At 70.4% G+C, this 16,170-nt stretch carries 13 protein-coding genes; 9 read left to right on the forward strand and 4 right to left on the reverse strand.

The features are described 5' to 3' along the window. Positions 1–3: 3 nt before the first annotated feature. Entirely contained in the window at positions 4–1,974 is a 1,971-nt protein-coding gene (locus DEJ51_RS24990; RefSeq protein WP_150259858.1) for an ATP-dependent DNA helicase, read from the forward strand. Positions 1,975–2,095: 121 nt separating this feature from the next. Here DEJ51_RS24990 and lexA read toward each other — a convergent pair whose 3' ends face one another. Beyond that, positions 2,096–2,890, reverse strand: coding sequence for a transcriptional repressor LexA (lexA, locus tag DEJ51_RS24995; protein WP_150259859.1), 795 nt, complete (start codon positions 2,888–2,890; stop codon positions 2,096–2,098). Between the two features lie 469 nt (positions 2,891–3,359). Here lexA and nrdR point away from each other — a divergent pair, with 469 nt between their 5' ends. After that, a complete protein-coding gene (gene nrdR, locus DEJ51_RS25000; RefSeq protein WP_150259860.1) occupies positions 3,360–3,872 on the forward strand; it encodes a transcriptional regulator NrdR in 513 nt (170 codons plus the stop codon). A gap of 144 nt (positions 3,873–4,016) precedes the next feature. Beyond that, positions 4,017–6,905 carry a vitamin B12-dependent ribonucleotide reductase gene (locus tag DEJ51_RS25005; RefSeq protein ID WP_150259861.1) on the forward strand — a complete coding sequence of 963 codons (2,889 nt, stop codon included), beginning with the start codon at positions 4,017–4,019 and terminating at the stop codon, positions 6,903–6,905. 101 nt (positions 6,906–7,006) lie between these two features. Here DEJ51_RS25005 and DEJ51_RS25010 read toward each other — a convergent pair whose 3' ends face one another. Further along, positions 7,007–7,402 (reverse strand): winged helix-turn-helix transcriptional regulator, encoded by a 396-nt coding sequence (locus tag DEJ51_RS25010; protein WP_150259862.1) that lies wholly within the window; start codon positions 7,400–7,402, stop codon positions 7,007–7,009. Between the two features lie 68 nt (positions 7,403–7,470). Here DEJ51_RS25010 and DEJ51_RS25015 point away from each other — a divergent pair, with 68 nt between their 5' ends. Next, a complete protein-coding gene (locus DEJ51_RS25015; RefSeq protein ID WP_223835955.1) occupies positions 7,471–8,220 on the forward strand; it encodes a nitroreductase family protein in 750 nt (249 codons plus the stop codon). A 155-nt stretch (positions 8,221–8,375) separates the two neighbouring features. On the opposite strand, the gene DEJ51_RS25020 is transcribed toward DEJ51_RS25015, so the two are convergent. Then, on the reverse strand, positions 8,376–9,335 hold the full coding sequence (locus tag DEJ51_RS25020) for a DUF1152 domain-containing protein (RefSeq protein WP_150259863.1): 960 nt from the start codon (positions 9,333–9,335) through the stop codon (positions 8,376–8,378). Between the two features lie 94 nt (positions 9,336–9,429). Here DEJ51_RS25020 and DEJ51_RS25025 point away from each other — a divergent pair, with 94 nt between their 5' ends. The 5 genes from DEJ51_RS25025 (at position 9,430) to DEJ51_RS25045 (ending at position 14,499) form a co-directional block, all read left to right on the forward strand. Further along, positions 9,430–10,269 (forward strand): arylamine N-acetyltransferase family protein, encoded by an 840-nt coding sequence (locus DEJ51_RS25025; RefSeq protein ID WP_150259864.1) that lies wholly within the window; start codon positions 9,430–9,432, stop codon positions 10,267–10,269. Positions 10,270–10,301: 32 nt separating this feature from the next. Next, complete coding sequence (locus DEJ51_RS25030; RefSeq protein ID WP_150259865.1) at positions 10,302–10,907, forward strand: YdbC family protein; 606 nt, start codon at positions 10,302–10,304, stop codon at positions 10,905–10,907. Positions 10,908–10,981: 74 nt separating this feature from the next. After that, positions 10,982–11,641 (forward strand): histidine phosphatase family protein, encoded by a 660-nt coding sequence (locus DEJ51_RS25035; protein ID WP_150259866.1) that lies wholly within the window; start codon positions 10,982–10,984, stop codon positions 11,639–11,641. An 11-nt stretch (positions 11,642–11,652) separates the two neighbouring features. Then, positions 11,653–12,570, forward strand: a complete 918-nt coding sequence (locus DEJ51_RS25040) for an ADP-ribosylglycohydrolase family protein (RefSeq protein WP_150259867.1) — start codon at positions 11,653–11,655, stop codon at positions 12,568–12,570. 249 nt (positions 12,571–12,819) lie between these two features. Beyond that, positions 12,820–14,499, forward strand: a complete 1,680-nt coding sequence (locus DEJ51_RS25045; protein ID WP_150259868.1) for a DUF4153 domain-containing protein — start codon at positions 12,820–12,822, stop codon at positions 14,497–14,499. Positions 14,500–14,610: 111 nt separating this feature from the next. Here the strand turns inward: DEJ51_RS25045 and DEJ51_RS25050 are convergent, their stop codons facing one another. Next, entirely contained in the window at positions 14,611–16,164 is a 1,554-nt protein-coding gene (locus tag DEJ51_RS25050; protein WP_150259869.1) for an MFS transporter, read from the reverse strand. Positions 16,165–16,170: the final 6 nt, after the last annotated feature.

The raw sequence follows: 16,170 nt of genomic DNA on the forward strand, positions 1-16,170 counted from the left end.
GCTATGACGAAGCCCTCCCTCCCCGACCTGCTGCACGCCGCCGTCTCCGCCGTCGGCGGCACGGAGCGCCCCGGCCAGGTGGCCATGGCCGAAGCCGTCGCCGAAGCGATCGACGACAACTCCCACCGTCTGATCCAGGCCGGTACCGGCACAGGAAAGTCCCTCGGCTACCTGGTGCCGGCCCTCGCCCACGGCGAGCGCGTGGTCGTGGCCACGGCGACGCTCGCCCTCCAGCGGCAGCTCGTCGAACGCGATCTCCCGAGGACGGTGGAGGCACTGCACCCGCAGCTGCGCCGCCGCCCTCAGTTCGCCATGCTCAAGGGCCGGTCCAACTACCTGTGCCTGCACCGCCTGCACGAGGGCGCTCCGCAGGACGAGGAGGAGGGCCTCTTCGACCAGTTCGAGGCGGCCGCGCCCACCAGCAAGCTCGGCCAGGACCTGCTCCGCCTGCGCGACTGGGCGGACGAGACCGAGACGGGCGACCGCGACGACCTGACTCCGGGCGTTTCGGACAAGGCCTGGTCGCAGATCTCGGTCTCCTCGCGCGAATGCCTGGGCGCGACGAAGTGCGCGTACGGCGCCGAGTGCTTCGCGGAGGCCGCCAGGGAGCGGGCCAAGCTCGCGGACGTGGTCGTCACCAACCACGCCCTGCTCGCCATCGACGCCATCGAGGGCGCGCCGGTGCTGCCGCAGCACGAGGTGCTGATCGTCGACGAGGCCCACGAGCTGGTTTCCCGGGTCACGGGCGTCGCCACCGGCGAGCTCACCCCGGGCCAGGTCAACCGGGCCGTGAAGCGTGCCGCGAAACTGGTCGACGAGAAGACGGCGGACTCCCTGCAGACCGCCTCCGAGACCTTCGAGCGGGTGATGGAGCTGGCCCTCCCGGGCCGGCTGGAGCAGATCCCCGAGGACCTCGGCTACGCGCTGATGTCGCTGCGGGACTCCGCGCGCAATGTGATCTCGGCGATCGGCGCGACCCGGGACAAGTCCGTCCCCGACGAGGACGCGGTGCGCAAGCAGGCGCTGGCCGCGGTGGAGAACATCCACGGGGTGGCGGAGCGGATCACCAACGGTTCCGAGTACGACGTGGTCTGGTACGAGCGCCACGACCGCTTCGGCGCCACGCTCCGGGTCGCGCCCCTGTCGGTGTCCGGCCTGCTGCGAGAGAAGCTGTTCGAGGACCGCTCCGTGGTCCTGACCTCCGCCACCCTCAAGCTGGGCGGCGACTTCAACGGGGTCGCGGCCTCTCTGGGCCTGTCCCCCGAGGGGGTCGAGGGCGACGACGTACCCGTCTGGCGCGGTCTCGACGTCGGCTCGCCCTTCGACTACCCCAAGCAGGGCATCCTCTACGTCGCGAAGCACCTGGCCACACCGGGCCGCGAGGGGACCCGCGGCGACATGATGGACGAGCTCGCCGAGCTGATCGAAGCGGCCGGCGGTCGCACCCTCGGTCTCTTCTCCTCCATGCGTGGCGCCAAGGCGGCCGCCGAGGAGCTGCGCAGCCGGCTCGACAACCCGATCCTGCTCCAGGGCGAGGAAACCCTCGGCGAGCTGATCAAGTCCTTCGCCGCCGACCCGAAGACCTGCCTGTTCGGGACGCTGTCGCTCTGGCAGGGCGTGGACGTGCCCGGTCCCAGCTGTCAGCTCGTGGTCATGGACCGGATCCCCTTCCCGCGTCCCGACGACCCGCTGATGAGCGCCCGTCAGAAGTCGGTGGAGGAGCACGGAGGCAACGGGTTCATGGCCGTCGCGGCCACGCATGCCGCGCTGCTGATGGCGCAGGGTGCGGGCCGTCTCGTACGGGCCTCCGGTGACCGTGGTGTCGTCGCGGTCCTGGACCCCCGGCTGGCGACGGCACGGTACGGGAGCTTCCTGCGGGCGACACTGCCGGACTTCTGGTACACCACGGACCGCAACCAGGCCCGGCGTTCCCTGGCGGCGATCGACGCGACGGCCAAGGCCGACGGCAAGTAGCCCCTGAAACCGCGGGCGAGCCGACCGGCTTTGTCCGCTCGGCTCGCCCGCCGGTTCCGGGCATGAAGCAACCCCCGGAACCGGCGCAGTGGGTCCCGGGGGCTGAATGGGGGCGGCGGGGTCAGACCCGACGCAGTACCGCGACCACCTTGCCGAGGATCGTCGCCTCGTCGCCGGGAATCGGCTGGTAGGCGGCGTTGTGAGGGAGGAGCCAGACGTGGCCGTCCTCGCGCTTGAAGCGCTTGACGGTGGCTTCGCCGTCGAGCATCGCGGCGACGATGTCGCCGTTCTCCGCGACCGGCTGACGACGGACCGTGACCCAGTCGCCGTCGCAGATGGCGGCTTCGATCATCGAGTCGCCGACGACCTTGAGGACGAAGAGCTCGCCGTCACCGACCAGCTGGCGGGGGAGCGGGAAGACGTCCTCGACCGACTCCTCGGCCAGGATCGGGCCGCCCGCCGCGATCCGGCCGACCAGGGGAACGTAGGAGGCGGCGGGCTTTCCGGTGGTGTCCGTGGGCTGCGAGCTCGGCTGGTCGGAACCGCGCACTTCGTAGGCCCGGGGGCGGTGCGGGTCACGGCGCAGGAAGCCCTTGCGCTCCAGGGCCATCAGCTGGTGCGCGACCGAGGAGGTGCTGGACAGGCCGACCGCCTGGCCGATCTCCCGCATCGACGGCGGGTAACCCCGCCGCTGCACGGAGTCGCGAATGACCTCGATGACCCTCCGCTGCCGGTCCGTGAGCCCGGAGCTGTCGGCGCGGATGCCTGGAGGTCGACCTGGCAGCGAGCGTGCGGGGCGCACTGCGGGCTCCGCATCCGGATTCAGGTTTGCGTCGTTCATGGCATGCACCGGCTCGAGTCGGCTCTGGGAGCGGTTCTGGGCAGTGATGGCGGCACTGTCTGCGGTGGTGGTCACGTCGGCCCCTCTCGAAATGTTCTCCCTAGCTGGACAACGGTAGTAGCTTTCGAAAGGTTGCGCCAAACACACGTTCGAGTGAAAAATCGCAGATCGTCCTGCGTGGGTAAATCGAGGGGTGTATGGACGATCGGTTCGCCGAACGCGGGTTCGGCTCGGCGTCCGCCGCTTACGGTACCCTTCCCGGTCGGATCGCGGCCTTCCGGGCCCGTGCCCAGTGTGGCACCGGGAGGCTCCGTGTCCGCCCATCGGACGCGGCGACACGCGGAGTCGCGTAAATCCGCCACAACCCAAGATCTAGTGGTTGGATGAGCGCTGCCACCCAGAGGTTGTGGTCCTCGGGTCTTCCGGGGGCCTCGTCATCGCATATGCTGGTGGCTGCTTCACGAGCCCCCGACGGAGTCAGCCTCCGTCGTTCAGGGGCTCCGTGGGGTGATTCGGTCGTGCCACAAGGGAGGGTGAGGGAACCATGCACTGCCCCTTCTGCAGGCACCCCGACAGCCGTGTCGTCGACAGCCGCACCACGGACGACGGCACGTCGATCCGCAGGCGCCGTCAGTGCCCCGACTGCTCCCGTCGATTCACGACGGTGGAGACGGCCTCGCTGATGGTGATCAAGCGCAGCGGGGTGACCGAACCCTTCAGCCGTACCAAGGTCATCTCCGGCGTGCGCAAGGCGTGCCAGGGGCGGCCGGTCACCGAGGACGCCCTCGCCAAGCTCGGCCAGCGGGTCGAGGAGGCGGTGCGCGCCACCGGGAGCGCCGAGCTGACCACCCACGACGTGGGTCTGGCCATACTCGGCCCGTTGCAGGAACTCGATCTGGTCGCGTACCTGCGCTTCGCCTCCGTTTACAAAGCTTTCGACACCCTTGAAGACTTCGAGACCGCCATCGCGGAACTCCGCGTGTCGCGGTCTCACCCTGAAGAGTGCGAGCTCGGTGGGACCGTCCAGGTCCCCGTGCCCGCCTCCGCCGCCGACTGACCGGACCCCCCGTGCCCCGGCGCTCACGCGTCGTGACACGTCCGGTCGGCCAGGCGAAGAGACGTAGATACAAGACACAGCACTGTGCCGCGGAATATTGATGGCACTTTAGGGCGTTTTTGCCCGCATATGGGAGGAAGCGGCATGACAGAGACGGCGAGCGGCTCGGCACGTGGTTCCCGCGCCAAGGGGACCAAGGCTGCCAAGGGCGGCCTGCGTATCGAGCGCATCCACACCACCCCGGGCGTGCACCCGTACGACGAGGTGAGCTGGGAGCGCCGTGACGTCGTCATGACCAACTGGCGCGACGGCTCGGTCAACTTCGAGCAGCGTGGTGTCGAGTTCCCCGACTTCTGGTCGGTGAACGCGGTCAACATCGTCACCAGCAAGTACTTCCGCGGCGCGGTCGGCACCCCGCAGCGCGAGACCGGTCTGAAGCAGCTGATCGACCGGATCGTGAAGACCTACACGAAGGCCGGCGAGGACTTCGACTACTTCTCGTCGCCCGCCGACGCCGAGATCTTCGAGCACGAGCTGACCTACGCCCTCCTGCACCAGATCTTCAGCTTCAACTCCCCGGTCTGGTTCAACGTCGGTACGCCCCAGCCGCAGCAGGTCTCCGCCTGCTTCATCCTGGCCGTCGACGACTCCATGGAGTCGATCCTCGACTGGTACAAGGAAGAGGGCATGATCTTCAAGGGCGGCTCCGGCGCCGGCCTGAACCTCTCCCGCATCCGCTCCTCCAAGGAGCTGCTCTCCTCCGGCGGCAACGCCTCCGGCCCGGTCTCCTTCATGCGCGGCGCCGACGCGTCCGCCGGAACGATCAAGTCGGGCGGCGCCACCCGCCGCGCGGCCAAGATGGTCGTCCTGGACGTGGACCACCCGGACGTCGAGGACTTCATCGCCACCAAGGTGAAGGAGGAGGAGAAGATCCGCGCCCTGCGCGACGCGGGCTTCGACATGGACCTGGGCGGCGACGACATCACGTCCGTCCAGTACCAGAACGCCAACAACTCCGTCCGCGTGAACGACGAGTTCATGACGGCCGTCGAGAACGGCACCGAGTTCGGCCTGCGCGCCCGTATGACGGGTGAGGTCATCGAGAAGGTCGACGCCAAGGCGCTCTTCCGCAAGCTCGCCGAGGCCGCGTGGGCCTGCGCCGACCCGGGCATCCAGTACGACGGTGTGATCAACAACTGGCACACCTGCCCCGAGTCCGGCCGCATCACCGCGTCCAACCCGTGCAGCGAGTACATGCACCTGGACAACACGTCCTGCAACCTCGCCTCGCTCAACCTGATGAAGTTCCTGCACGACGACGGCAAGGGCAACCAGTCCTTCGACGCCGAGCGCTTCGCCAAGGTCGTCGAGCTCGTCATCACCGCGATGGACATCTCCATCTGCTTCGCGGACTTCCCCACGCAGAAGATCGGTGAGAACACCCGCGCCTTCCGCCAGCTGGGCATCGGCTACGCCAACCTCGGCGCCCTCCTGATGGCGACCGGCCACGCGTACGACTCCGACGGCGGCCGCACCCTCGCCGCCTCGATCACCTCGCTGATGACCGGCACCGCGTACAAGCGCTCCGCCGAGCTGGCCGCCATCGTCGGCCCGTACGACGGCTACGCCCGCAACGCCGAGTCCCACAAGCGCGTCATGAAGCAGCACGCCGACGCCAACGCCGTCGCGCCGCGCACCGACGACCTGGACAACAGCATCTGGGCAGCGGCCACCGAGGCCTGGCAGGACGTCCTGCGCCTCGGCGAGAAGAACGGCTTCCGCAACTCCCAGGCCTCCGTCCTCGCCCCGACCGGCACCATCGGTCTCGCGATGTCCTGCGACACCACCGGTGTCGAGCCGGACCTGGCCCTGGTCAAGTTCAAGAAGCTCGTCGGCGGCGGCTCGATGCAGATCGTCAACGGCACCGTCCCGCAGGCCCTGCGCCGCCTGGGCTACCAGGAGGAGCAGATCGAGGCGATCGTCTCCCACATCGCCGAGCACGGTGTGGTCGTCGACGCCCCGGGCCTGAAGACCGAGCACTACTCGGTGTTCGACTGCGCCATGGGCGAGCGCGCCATCTCCGCGATGGGCCACGTCCGGATGATGGCCGCGATCCAGCCCTGGATCTCCGGCGCGATCTCGAAGACGGTCAACATGCCGGAGACGGCGACCGTCGAGGAGATCGAGGAGATCTACTTCGAGGCGTGGAAGATGGGCGTCAAGGCGCTCGCGATCTACCGCGACAACTGCAAGGTCGGCCAGCCCCTCTCCGCCAAGAAGAAGGAAGCGGAGAAGGAGGAGGTCACCGTCAAGACGGAGGAGACCATCCGCGCCGCCGTCGAGAAGGTCATCGAGTACCGCCCCGTCCGCAAGCGCCTCCCCAAGGGCCGCCCGGGGATCACCACCTCGTTCACCGTCGGTGGCGCCGAGGGGTACATGACGGCCAACTCCTACCCGGACGACGGTCTGGGCGAGGTCTTCCTGAAGATGTCCAAGCAGGGTTCGACCCTCGCGGGCATGATGGACGCGTTCTCGATCGCCGTTTCGGTCGGTCTGCAGTACGGCGTTCCGCTGGAGACCTATGTCTCGAAGTTCACGAACATGCGCTTCGAGCCGGCCGGCATGACGGACGACCCGGACGTGCGGATGGCGCAGTCGATCGTCGACTACATCTTCCGCCGCCTGGCGCTGGACTTCCTGCCCTTCGAGACGCGCTCGGCCCTCGGCATCCACACCGCCGAGGAGCGCCAGCGTCACCTGGACACCGGCTCCTACGAGCCGCTCGAGGACGAGCTGGACACGGAGTCCCTGGCCCAGGGTGCCCCGCTGACCGCGGTGCCGTCGGCTCCCAAGCCGGTCGTGGCCGTCCCCGTCCCGGCCCCGAAGACCGCGCACAGCAGCGCCGAACTGGTCGAGATGCAGCTCGGCGTCTCCGCCGACGCCCCGCTCTGCTTCTCCTGCGGTACGAAGATGCAGCGCGCCGGCTCCTGCTACATCTGCGAGGGCTGCGGCTCGACGAGCGGCTGCAGCTGAACCTAGCTGCCCACCAGGCCTGAACCGCCTGGTCTGAGAGGGGAGTCGGCGTGCGCCGGCTCCCCTCTCTCGTCATGGCCCGACGCGCCCGACCCACCCGCTCACGTGGAGGTGACCGCCTCCGGGGCGTGCTGGGCCCGGGCCCGCTCGATCTCGTTGATGTGGGTCTCGGTCCACTGGCGGAGAGCGGTGATCGGCTCCGCCAGACTGCGGCCGAGCGCGGTCAGTTCGTACTCGACCCGGGGCGGGATCGTGGGGTACACGGTGCGGGTGACGAACCCGTCGCCCTCAAGGCTGCGCAGTGTCTGGGTGAGCATCTTCTGTGACACGCCTTCGATGCGCCGGCTCAGTTCGGTGTACCGCAGGGTGCCTTCGAGGAGGGCGTCGACGACGAGGATGGTCCACTTTCCGGAGACGTGGTCGAGTACCTGGCGCGTCGGGCATTTCGCGGAGTAGACGTCGGCGGGCAGCCCGGATGATTCCACCGTGGTTTTCATTGCGGGAGAGTAACGCACAAAAAGGTGCCTTCTTCCCAATGGAGAGTGACTCACCGACAGTAAGTGTCATGACGAGCCACCACACCATGTCGGTCGCCGAGGCGATCCGCACCCGTCGCACCGTCCGCCACTACCGGCCCGACCCGATCCCGGGCACCGTGCTCGACGCGCTCCTCGCTCTCGCCGTGGAGGCCCCCACCAGCTGGAACCTGCAGGACCGGTCGATCGTCGTGGTCTCCGGAGAACAGGGCCGCGCCGGGCTGACATGGGCCACGGGAGGCCAGCCCCAGCCCCAAGAGGCGCCGGTCGTCCTGGTCTTCGTGGCCGAGCCGCAGTCCTGGCGCGAGGACCACAGCGACATCCACGAGCAGGCCCGGCGCAGCGGAGCCTGGGACGACGCGTTCATCACGATGTTCTCCACCGCGTCCAGGGCTTTCCAGGAGGACCTCGATCAGCGCGGTCTGCTCCGGGAGTACGCGGTCAAGGACGCCATGATCGCGGCCTCCTTCCTGATGCTCGCGGCCACGGAGATGGGTCTGGCGACCTCGCCCATGAACGGCTGGGACGAGGCCGCGGTGAAGAAGGTGATCGGGATCGGCGACCGTGACGACCTGGCCATCGCCCTGTTGGTCTCGGTGGGCTATGCGGCGGAGGAACGGCGCCATCCGGGTCGGCGGGCCACGGAGCGCAACGTCTTCTACGGATCGTACGGATGCCGCGGCGTCGGCGCAGGACAGCACCTGCCGGATCAGGCTGGTGGACAGCCCGGTCGCCAGCAGGACGCGGATCTGACCGGCCGTCCGCACCGGGCGGACTGAACTGGCTGACGGCCGTCGAGCCGGCCGGCGTCGTCCTCGCGGCACGGCTGGCGGTCGAGGAGGTGCCCGAGCGCCCCTTGTTCGGCTCGGACGCGCCGTGCGCCGGTCCCATCCCCGCCCGCGCCGCCGTCGAACGCGTCACCCGGCCGGGCGCGTCAGTGGGGGATGCGGCGGGACGGGCGGGTGACCAGCTCCTCGCGGAACTCGGCGATCCGGGAATGGACCTGGCGCATCAGGTGGGTGTCCTCGATGCGGTCCAGGTAGAGGCAGCGCGCGGCGAGCCCCGGCAGGTCGAAGGCGAAGCACAGCGACATCAGCGGGTTCACGAAGAGCTCGCTGCCCTGTGTGCGGCTGGTGAACTGCACATCGCCGAAGGAGCCCCGGACGGCCGCGGCGATCGAGCCGTTCACGATGCTGGGCCGGTCCGGGGTCTGCTCCTGGGCATGGGCCACCGCGTCGAGGAAGAGCGCGCCCTCCTTGGTGGCGCGCGGTATGGAGAACGCCCCGAGGTAGGCGCCCGCGCGTTCCAGCGCGGCGATGTTCTCCAGTACCAGACCGTGACTGACCCCGTGGTACGCGTCCACACCGAAGCCCACCGACACGACGAGGCGCTCGGGCACGTCCTCCAGCGCGGCCAGCGCCGCGACGCTGGTCAGGTCCTCCTCGGGCGTGCCGAGGCCCGCTTCGTCGCCCCGCATCAGGATGTCCGTGCCGCCGTCGACCAGGACAACCGCATCGATGCGGTGCAGGTCGACCAGCTCGCGGTAGGCCGCCCGCAGAGGCTGCACCCCGGTCTGGGGGAAGGCGTACACGGTGGCCGGGTAGCCGTGGAGTTCCAGCCACCGGGCCAGGGTCCGCTCGGGGAAGTAGGACAGGTGGGGCGCGGAGTCAGGAGTGACGGCGGCCAGGTCGGGGGCCACCCACGCCTCGGAGGGCAGTCCGGCGAGGGCGCTGAAGGAGAGGTTGGCGAGGTGGACCCGCTTGCCCTGGTGCATGAGGGACAGGGCCACGGGGAGGCCGGCGTAGATGTCGAAGCCGCCGCCGGCACCGGTGACCAGGATGTTCTCGGCATCGGCGAGGCGGTCGAAAAGCGGGTTGGAGTGCAGGGCCGTCATGGCGATCATTGTGCGGGGCGCGTGTGACAGCGCGCCTCGGGATTTCATGGCGCGCGACGGCCGACGAGGCGGGGGAACGGGGAGATGATCAGTCATGTGGAGCGGTGACGAGCTGGACCTGGACGCGTATCTGGACCGGATCGGATATCAGGGGGACCGGGAGCCGTCCGGGGAACTCCGCCCGGACCTCCGCACGTTGTACGCAGTGCACCGTGCCCATACCGCCGCCATCACCTTCGAGAGCCTGGACGTCCTGCTCGGCCGCCCCGTCGCGCTGGACCTCAAGTCGATCGAGGACAAGCTCGTGCACGGCCGCCGCGGCGGCTACTGCTACGAGCAGAACTCGCTGCTCGCCGCCGCCCTGCAGCGGATCGGCTTCGAGGTCTCCGGGCGTGGTGCCCGCAACCGCACCCGCGGCGACTCCGTCCTCGCCGTGACGCACGCCGTCCTCGTCGTCACCGTCGAGGGTGAACCATGGCTGTGCGACGCCGGGTTCGGTTTCCAGGGGCTCCGTGAGCCGATGCCGCTGGGACGGCCGGGCACCGAGGTGCGGCAGGGCGAGTGGACGTACCGCGTCCGTGAGGAGGAAGACGGAGTCCTCGCGCTGTGCCTGCTGCGCGGCGACACCTGGCGGGACCTGTACGCCTTCTCCCCGCAGCACTACCACCCCGTCGACTACGTCGTACTCAACCACTACAGCTCCACCCACCCCGCCTCCTCCTTCGCCGGGCGGCTCGTCGTCCAGCGCCCTGGCGACGGCGTCCGCCAGGCGCTCGTCGGGCGGGAACTCACCCGGCTGCACCCCGACGGCCGGGCCGAGCAGGAGATCGTCGGCCCGGACGAACTGCTCGCCACGCTCGACCAGCAGTTCGGACTTCGGCTGCCCGATCGGGACGCGGCGGAACTGGTACGGATCCACCGCGCCGAGGACTGACCGGGGCCGCGCCTGGCCCGTACGATGGCGCCGTGCTGGTCAAGTGGATTCGCTGCACGGTGACGGACCGACGCGGGTTCGAGCGCGGGCAGCGAAAATGGGCGGGGCTGCCCGGCGAGCCGGGATTCCGGGGACAGGGCGGCGGCTGGAGCCGGGGCCGGCAGGGGGTCGCGCATGTCTTCGCGTTCTGGGAGAGCCGGTCCTTCTACGACTCCTTCATGGCCCGCTCGCACGACCGGCTCGCCGCCTCCCAGAACGGCACCTACACCGATCTGCGGGTCACCCTCTTCGACCACCGCTTCGACGTGAAGACCGGCTTCGAGCCGCGCTTCACCGATGCCGATGTCGTACGGGTCGCGCATACGAGGGTCCGGGAGGGGCGGGTCGACCACTTCGCCCTGATGCAGGAGAAGGTGTGGAATCCGGCGATGGCCGGCTCGCCCGGGATGGTCCGGGGCCTCTTCGGGGAGGCCCCGGGCCGGGAGTTCCTGGTGCTCTCGATGTGGCACGCCGCCGCCGAGCACGGCAAGTACCGGCAGGAGCGGGTCGAGCGGCTGTCCCTGCGCGCCCAGCTCCAGGCTGATGTCGAGGCCCTCACCGGGGATGTCGTCGACCTGGAGCCCTCCTGGACGGTATGACCGTACGATGACCGCCCGGGGTCGATCGGCGTGCCCGGACGGCGGGCCGCCCGGTCGCCGAATAGGGTCGTGGGATGGCTCGACCACGGCGCATCGTCCTTGTCCGACACGGGGAGTCGGAGGGGAACGCCGACGACTCGGTCTACGAACGGGAGCCCGACCACGCCCTGCGGCTGACCCCCACGGGGCGCGAGCAGGCGTCCGAGGCAGGCGTCCGGCTGCGCACGCTCTTCGGCACCGAGACGATCAGCGCGTACGTCTCCCCGTACCGCCGCACCCTGCAGACCTTCCGGGAGCTCCGGTTGGACCCGACAAGGGTGCGGATGCGCGAGGAGCCGCGCCTGCGCGAGCAGGACTGGGGGAACTGGCAGGACCAGAACGACGTGCGGCTGCAGAAGGCGTACCGGGACGCGTACGGACACTTCTTCTACCGGTTCGCGCAGGGCGAGTCGGGCGCCGACGTGTACGACCGGGTCGGTTCCTTCCTGGAGAGCCTCTACCGCAGCTTCGAGGCCCCCGACCATCCCGAGAACGTGCTGCTGGTGACCCACGGGCTGACGATGCGGCTGTTCTGCATGCGCTGGTTCCACTGGTCCGTGGCCGAATTCGAGGCCCTGTCCAATCCGGGCAACGGTGAATTCCGGGTGCTCCTGCGCGGCCCGGACAGCCGGTACCGGTTGGACCGCCCATTTGAGCGGTGGACCACACCCGAGCCTTACGACCTGGACGGCTAGAGTGGCCCGCGATGACGCCTGATTCCACTCCCGAACGGCGCTACGCGCGCGCCATGGCCAGCCTCCGAGGGCTGGCGCTGGGGGACGCCCTGGGCTCCCAGTACTTCGTCCCCGTGAACTACCCGCTGCTCAAGCGGCGCGAACTGCCCACCGGCGCCCAGGCCTGGCAGTGGACCGACGACACCGAGATGGCCTGCTCGGTGGTGGCCGTGCTGGCCGAGCACGGGCGGATCGACCAGGACGCGCTCGCGAGTTCCTTCGCCCACCACCACGACTTCGACCGTGGATACGGGCCCGCGGTGAACCGGATGCTGCGTCTGGTCCGGGAGGGGCAGGACTGGCGCACGCTGGCCGCCGAACTGTTCAACGGGCAGGGCTCGTGGGGCAACGGCGCCGCGATGCGCATCGCGCCCCTCGGGGCCTGGTACGCCGACGACCCGGAGCAGGCCACCCACCAGGCGGAGATCTCCTCCTACACCACCCACCAGCACCGCGAGGCCGTGTGCGGGGCGATGGCCGTCGCCGCGGCGGCGGCACTGGCCGCGGGCACCGACGGCCCGCCGAAGGCCTCCGACCTGCTGGACGGGGTCATCGCACTGGTCCCGCGCAGCGCGGTGGGCGCGGGGCTGCGGCGTGCGCGGGACATGCTGGACTACGGCGACGCCACCACGGTCGCGGCGGTGCTGGGCTGCGGGCGGCGTACGAGCGCGCACGACACCGTGCCGTTCGCCCTGTGGTCGGCGGCGCGGGCCCTGGACGACTACGAGCGGGCGTTCTGGACCACCGCGCAGGTGGGCGGGGACGTCGACACGACCTGCGCGATCGTCGGCGGGGTGCTCGGAGCGCGTGGTGACGCCGTGCTGCCGGCCGCCTGGCTGGCGCGTACCGAGGCACTGCCGGCCTGGCTGCCGGAGGTCGCGGCGGGCTGACGCCCGCGGATCGACCCGACTGTATGCCGGTGCGTGCCGGTGCGTGCCGGTGCCCGAGAGGTGTTCGAAGCTGCGGTGCGACCTGCGCCCCGGTCGTGGCCGCCGCGCGGTGAAATGCCCCACGTCGATTGTCACGGTCCTGCCACAGCACTCTTTTGATCCTGTTCAAAACTGCATCGCACCGGCCTAACCTGTCCGCATCGCCGCCCCGACCTGAACCACGGGGCGGCCGACAGGGGAGGGAACCCGATGTCAGAAAACACCGGCGGAGCGGACGAAGCCCGGACCGACGACGCGGTCAACGCGGAGCCCACGGCCGGGGATTCACCCGCGCGGCCGGACCCGGCGGGCGGCAGACAGGCCGGCGCGGCCGGGCCACCGCCCTGGGGACAAGCAGCCGCGGCGCCCGTGAATCCCTGGCAGGTGCAGCGGCAGCCGGCCGCGCCCTCCTGGGCGACACTGGTCCGCCCCGCCGAGGCCGCACCCGTCCGGACCGCGACCCTCGTCGCCGTCCTCGCGTCCGGTCTCGCCACCGCGCTGCTGCTCGGCGACGGCATGGGCCCCGGTCTGCTGCTCGCAGTGCTGCCCGCCGTCGTCGCGGCGTACGCCGCCGCCCGGGCGGCCCGCCGTAGCGCCCGCCCCTGGACCGTGGCCTGGGTGATCGGCTGTCTCGCCCTGCTCGCCGTACCGGCCCTGCGCGACTCGGCCTGGCCGGCCACGCTGGCGATCCTGTCCGCCGTCCTGCTGGGCGCGCTGGCCCTGCACGGCAGCCGCACCTGGCCGGGTGTCCTGCTCAGCCCGCTCGGCTTCCTCGACGCCGCCGTGTCCGGGACCGGCTGGCTGCTGACCGGGCTGCGCGCACGTGGCGGGGTCGGCAAGGACCGCTGGCTGCCCATCGCCAAGGCGACCGGTGTGGCCGTCGTCCTGCTGCTGCTCTTCGGCGCGCTGTTCGCCTCCGCCGACGCCGCCTTCGCCGATCTCCTGGGCGACCTGCTGCCCGACGTGTCGGTCGAGGACGGGCCCGTCCGGTTCATGCTCTTCCTGCTCGGCACCGTCCTCGCGATCGCCGCGGCCCGCACCGCCGCGGCTCCCCTGCGCTGGGACCGGATCAAGGTGGCCCCGGGCAAGCCGCGCTCCCGCGTCGAATGGGCCCTCCCGCTCATCGTGCTCAACCTGCTCTTCGCCGGCTTCAACGCCGTCCAGCTGGCCGTCCTGTTCGGCGGCTACGACAAGGTCCTGCGGAGCACCGGCCTCACCTACGCCGAGTACGCCCGCCAGGGCTTCTGGCAGCTGCTCTGGGCCACCCTGCTCACCCTCGCCGTGATCGCGCTCGCCCTGCGCTGGGCCCCGCGCTCCGGAGCGGGCGACCGTCGCCTCGTCCGGGTCGTCCTCGGAGTGCTGTGCGCGCTGACGCTGGTCGTCGTCGCCTCCGCGCTGCGCCGGATGGACCTCTACGTGGAGGCGTACGGGCTGACCAGGCTGCGCGTGTCGGTGGCCGCGATGGAGCTGTGGCTCGGGCTGGTCATCGTACTGATCATGGCGGCCGGGCTGTTCGGCGGACGCTGGCTGGCGCGTGCCTTCGCGGCCAGCGCGGCCGCGGCCGTCCTGGCGTTCGGCCTGCTCTCCCCGGACGGGATGGTCGCCGAGCGGAACGTCGCCCGCTTCGAGGCGGACGCGAAGATCGACCTCTCCTACTTCCAGTCCCTGTCGGCCGACGCCGTTCCCGCCCTGGACCGGCTGCCCGAGCCGCAGCGGTCCTGCGCCCTGCGCGGGATCAACGACGAGATGGCCGAGGCGGGGGACGTCCCCTGGTACGCGATGAGCCTCGGCGAGTACCAGGCCCGGCAGATTCTGCGGGAGCGCCCGGTGACCGCCTCGTACGAGGTCTGCTCGCGCCTGGGCGCCTTCGGTAGCCGGGTCGAGTACTAGTAGGCCGCCTCGGGGTTTCAGGCGGGACACGTACGGGGCCGGGCGCGGGGAACGTTCCCCCCCGCCCGGCCCCGTGCGGGGGTACGGAGACCTCGCCGCGGAAGCCCTCGCTCAGGCGGCAGGACCGGCCTTCGCGGCGGCGCCGGCCAAGGCCTCCAGGTCGCTCTTGCGTACCCGGATCACCAGCAGGGCGGTGGCCAGTGCCAGGCCCGCCATGGCGACGGCGGCGTAGAACGCGGTGGAGATGCCGTGGGTGAGGACCAGGTCGCCCCAGGGGTCGGGCAGGAAACCGGTCTCCTTGAAGGCGGCGATCTGTTCGGGGTCCGCCTGTGCCATGAACGACGGCACCTGCCTCGTGGCCTCGTCACGACTGGCCGTACCGAAGACGGTGACCAGGATCGACAGGCCGAGCGAGCCTCCGACCTGCTGGCTGGCGTTGAGCAGCCCGGAGGCCGCGCCCGCCTCCTTCGGCGCCACGCCGGACACGGCCGTGAGCGTCAGGGTCACGAAGTTGAGGCCCATGCCGAAGCCGAAGAGCAGCATCGGCCCGAGCACCCCCGAGAGGTAGGAGCTGTCGGTCCGGATGAAGGTCAGCCACGCCAGACCGGTTCCGGTGAGCGCGGAGCCGGCGACCATGAAGGGCTTGGGACCGAAGCGCGGCAGGAAGCGCTGCGAGAGCCCGGCGGCGGTGATGATGGCGGCCGTCACGGGCAGGAAGCCGAGCCCGGACTGGATCGGGGAGAAGCCCAGCACGTTCTGCACGAACTGGACGATGAAGAAGAACATGCCGAACATCGCGGCGGCGAGGCCGAGCATGATCACGTAGGTGCCCGTGCGGTTGCGGTCGGCGAACATGCGCAGCGGGATGATCGGCTCGCGGGCCTTCGACTCGATGACGACGAACAGACCGAGCAGGACCAGGGCGGCGGCGAACGAGCCGAGGGTGATCGCGTCGCGCCAGCCCTTCTCCGCGGCGCTGATGAACCCGTACACGAGCGAGGCCATGCCACCGGTGGAGGTGAGGGCTCCGGCGATGTCGAAGCGGCCGGGGTGACGCTCGGACTCGGTGATGTAGAGCGGGGTGAGCACCGCGATCAGTACACCGATCGGCACGTTGACGAAGAGCACCCAGCGCCAGTCGAGCCACTCGGTGAGCATGCCGCCGGTCAGCAGGCCGATCGCGCCGCCTCCCGCGGAGACGGCTGCGAACACCCCGAACGCCCTGTTCCGCTCGGGGCCTTCAGGAAAGGTCGTGGTGATCAGCGCGAGCGAGGTCGGCGAGGCGATCGCGCCGCCCACCCCCTGCAGGGCGCGGGCCGCGAGCAGCTGCCAGGGCTCCTGGGCGAAGCCGCCGAGGAGGGAGGCCAGGGTGAAGAGCAGGATGCCGGCCAGGAACACGCGGCGTCGGCCCAGGATGTCGCCCGCCCGGCCACCGAGCAGCAGCAGGCCGCCGAAGGTGAGGGTGTAGGCGCTGAGCACCCACGAGAGGTCGGTGGTGGTGAAGTCGAGTGCGCTCTGGATGTGCGGGAGCGCGATGTTCACGATCGTCGCGTCGAGCACGACCATGAGCTGGCAGGCGGCGATGACGGCGAGCGCCACTCCGGGGCGCCCTTCCCGGCGTGCCGCGCCCGGTATCCGGGGTGTGGCGAGTTGAGAGCTTGTCACTGAGGA

Source organism: Streptomyces venezuelae (assembly GCF_008642275.1).
GTDB classification, from domain to species: domain Bacteria; phylum Actinomycetota; class Actinomycetes; order Streptomycetales; family Streptomycetaceae; genus Streptomyces; species Streptomyces venezuelae_E.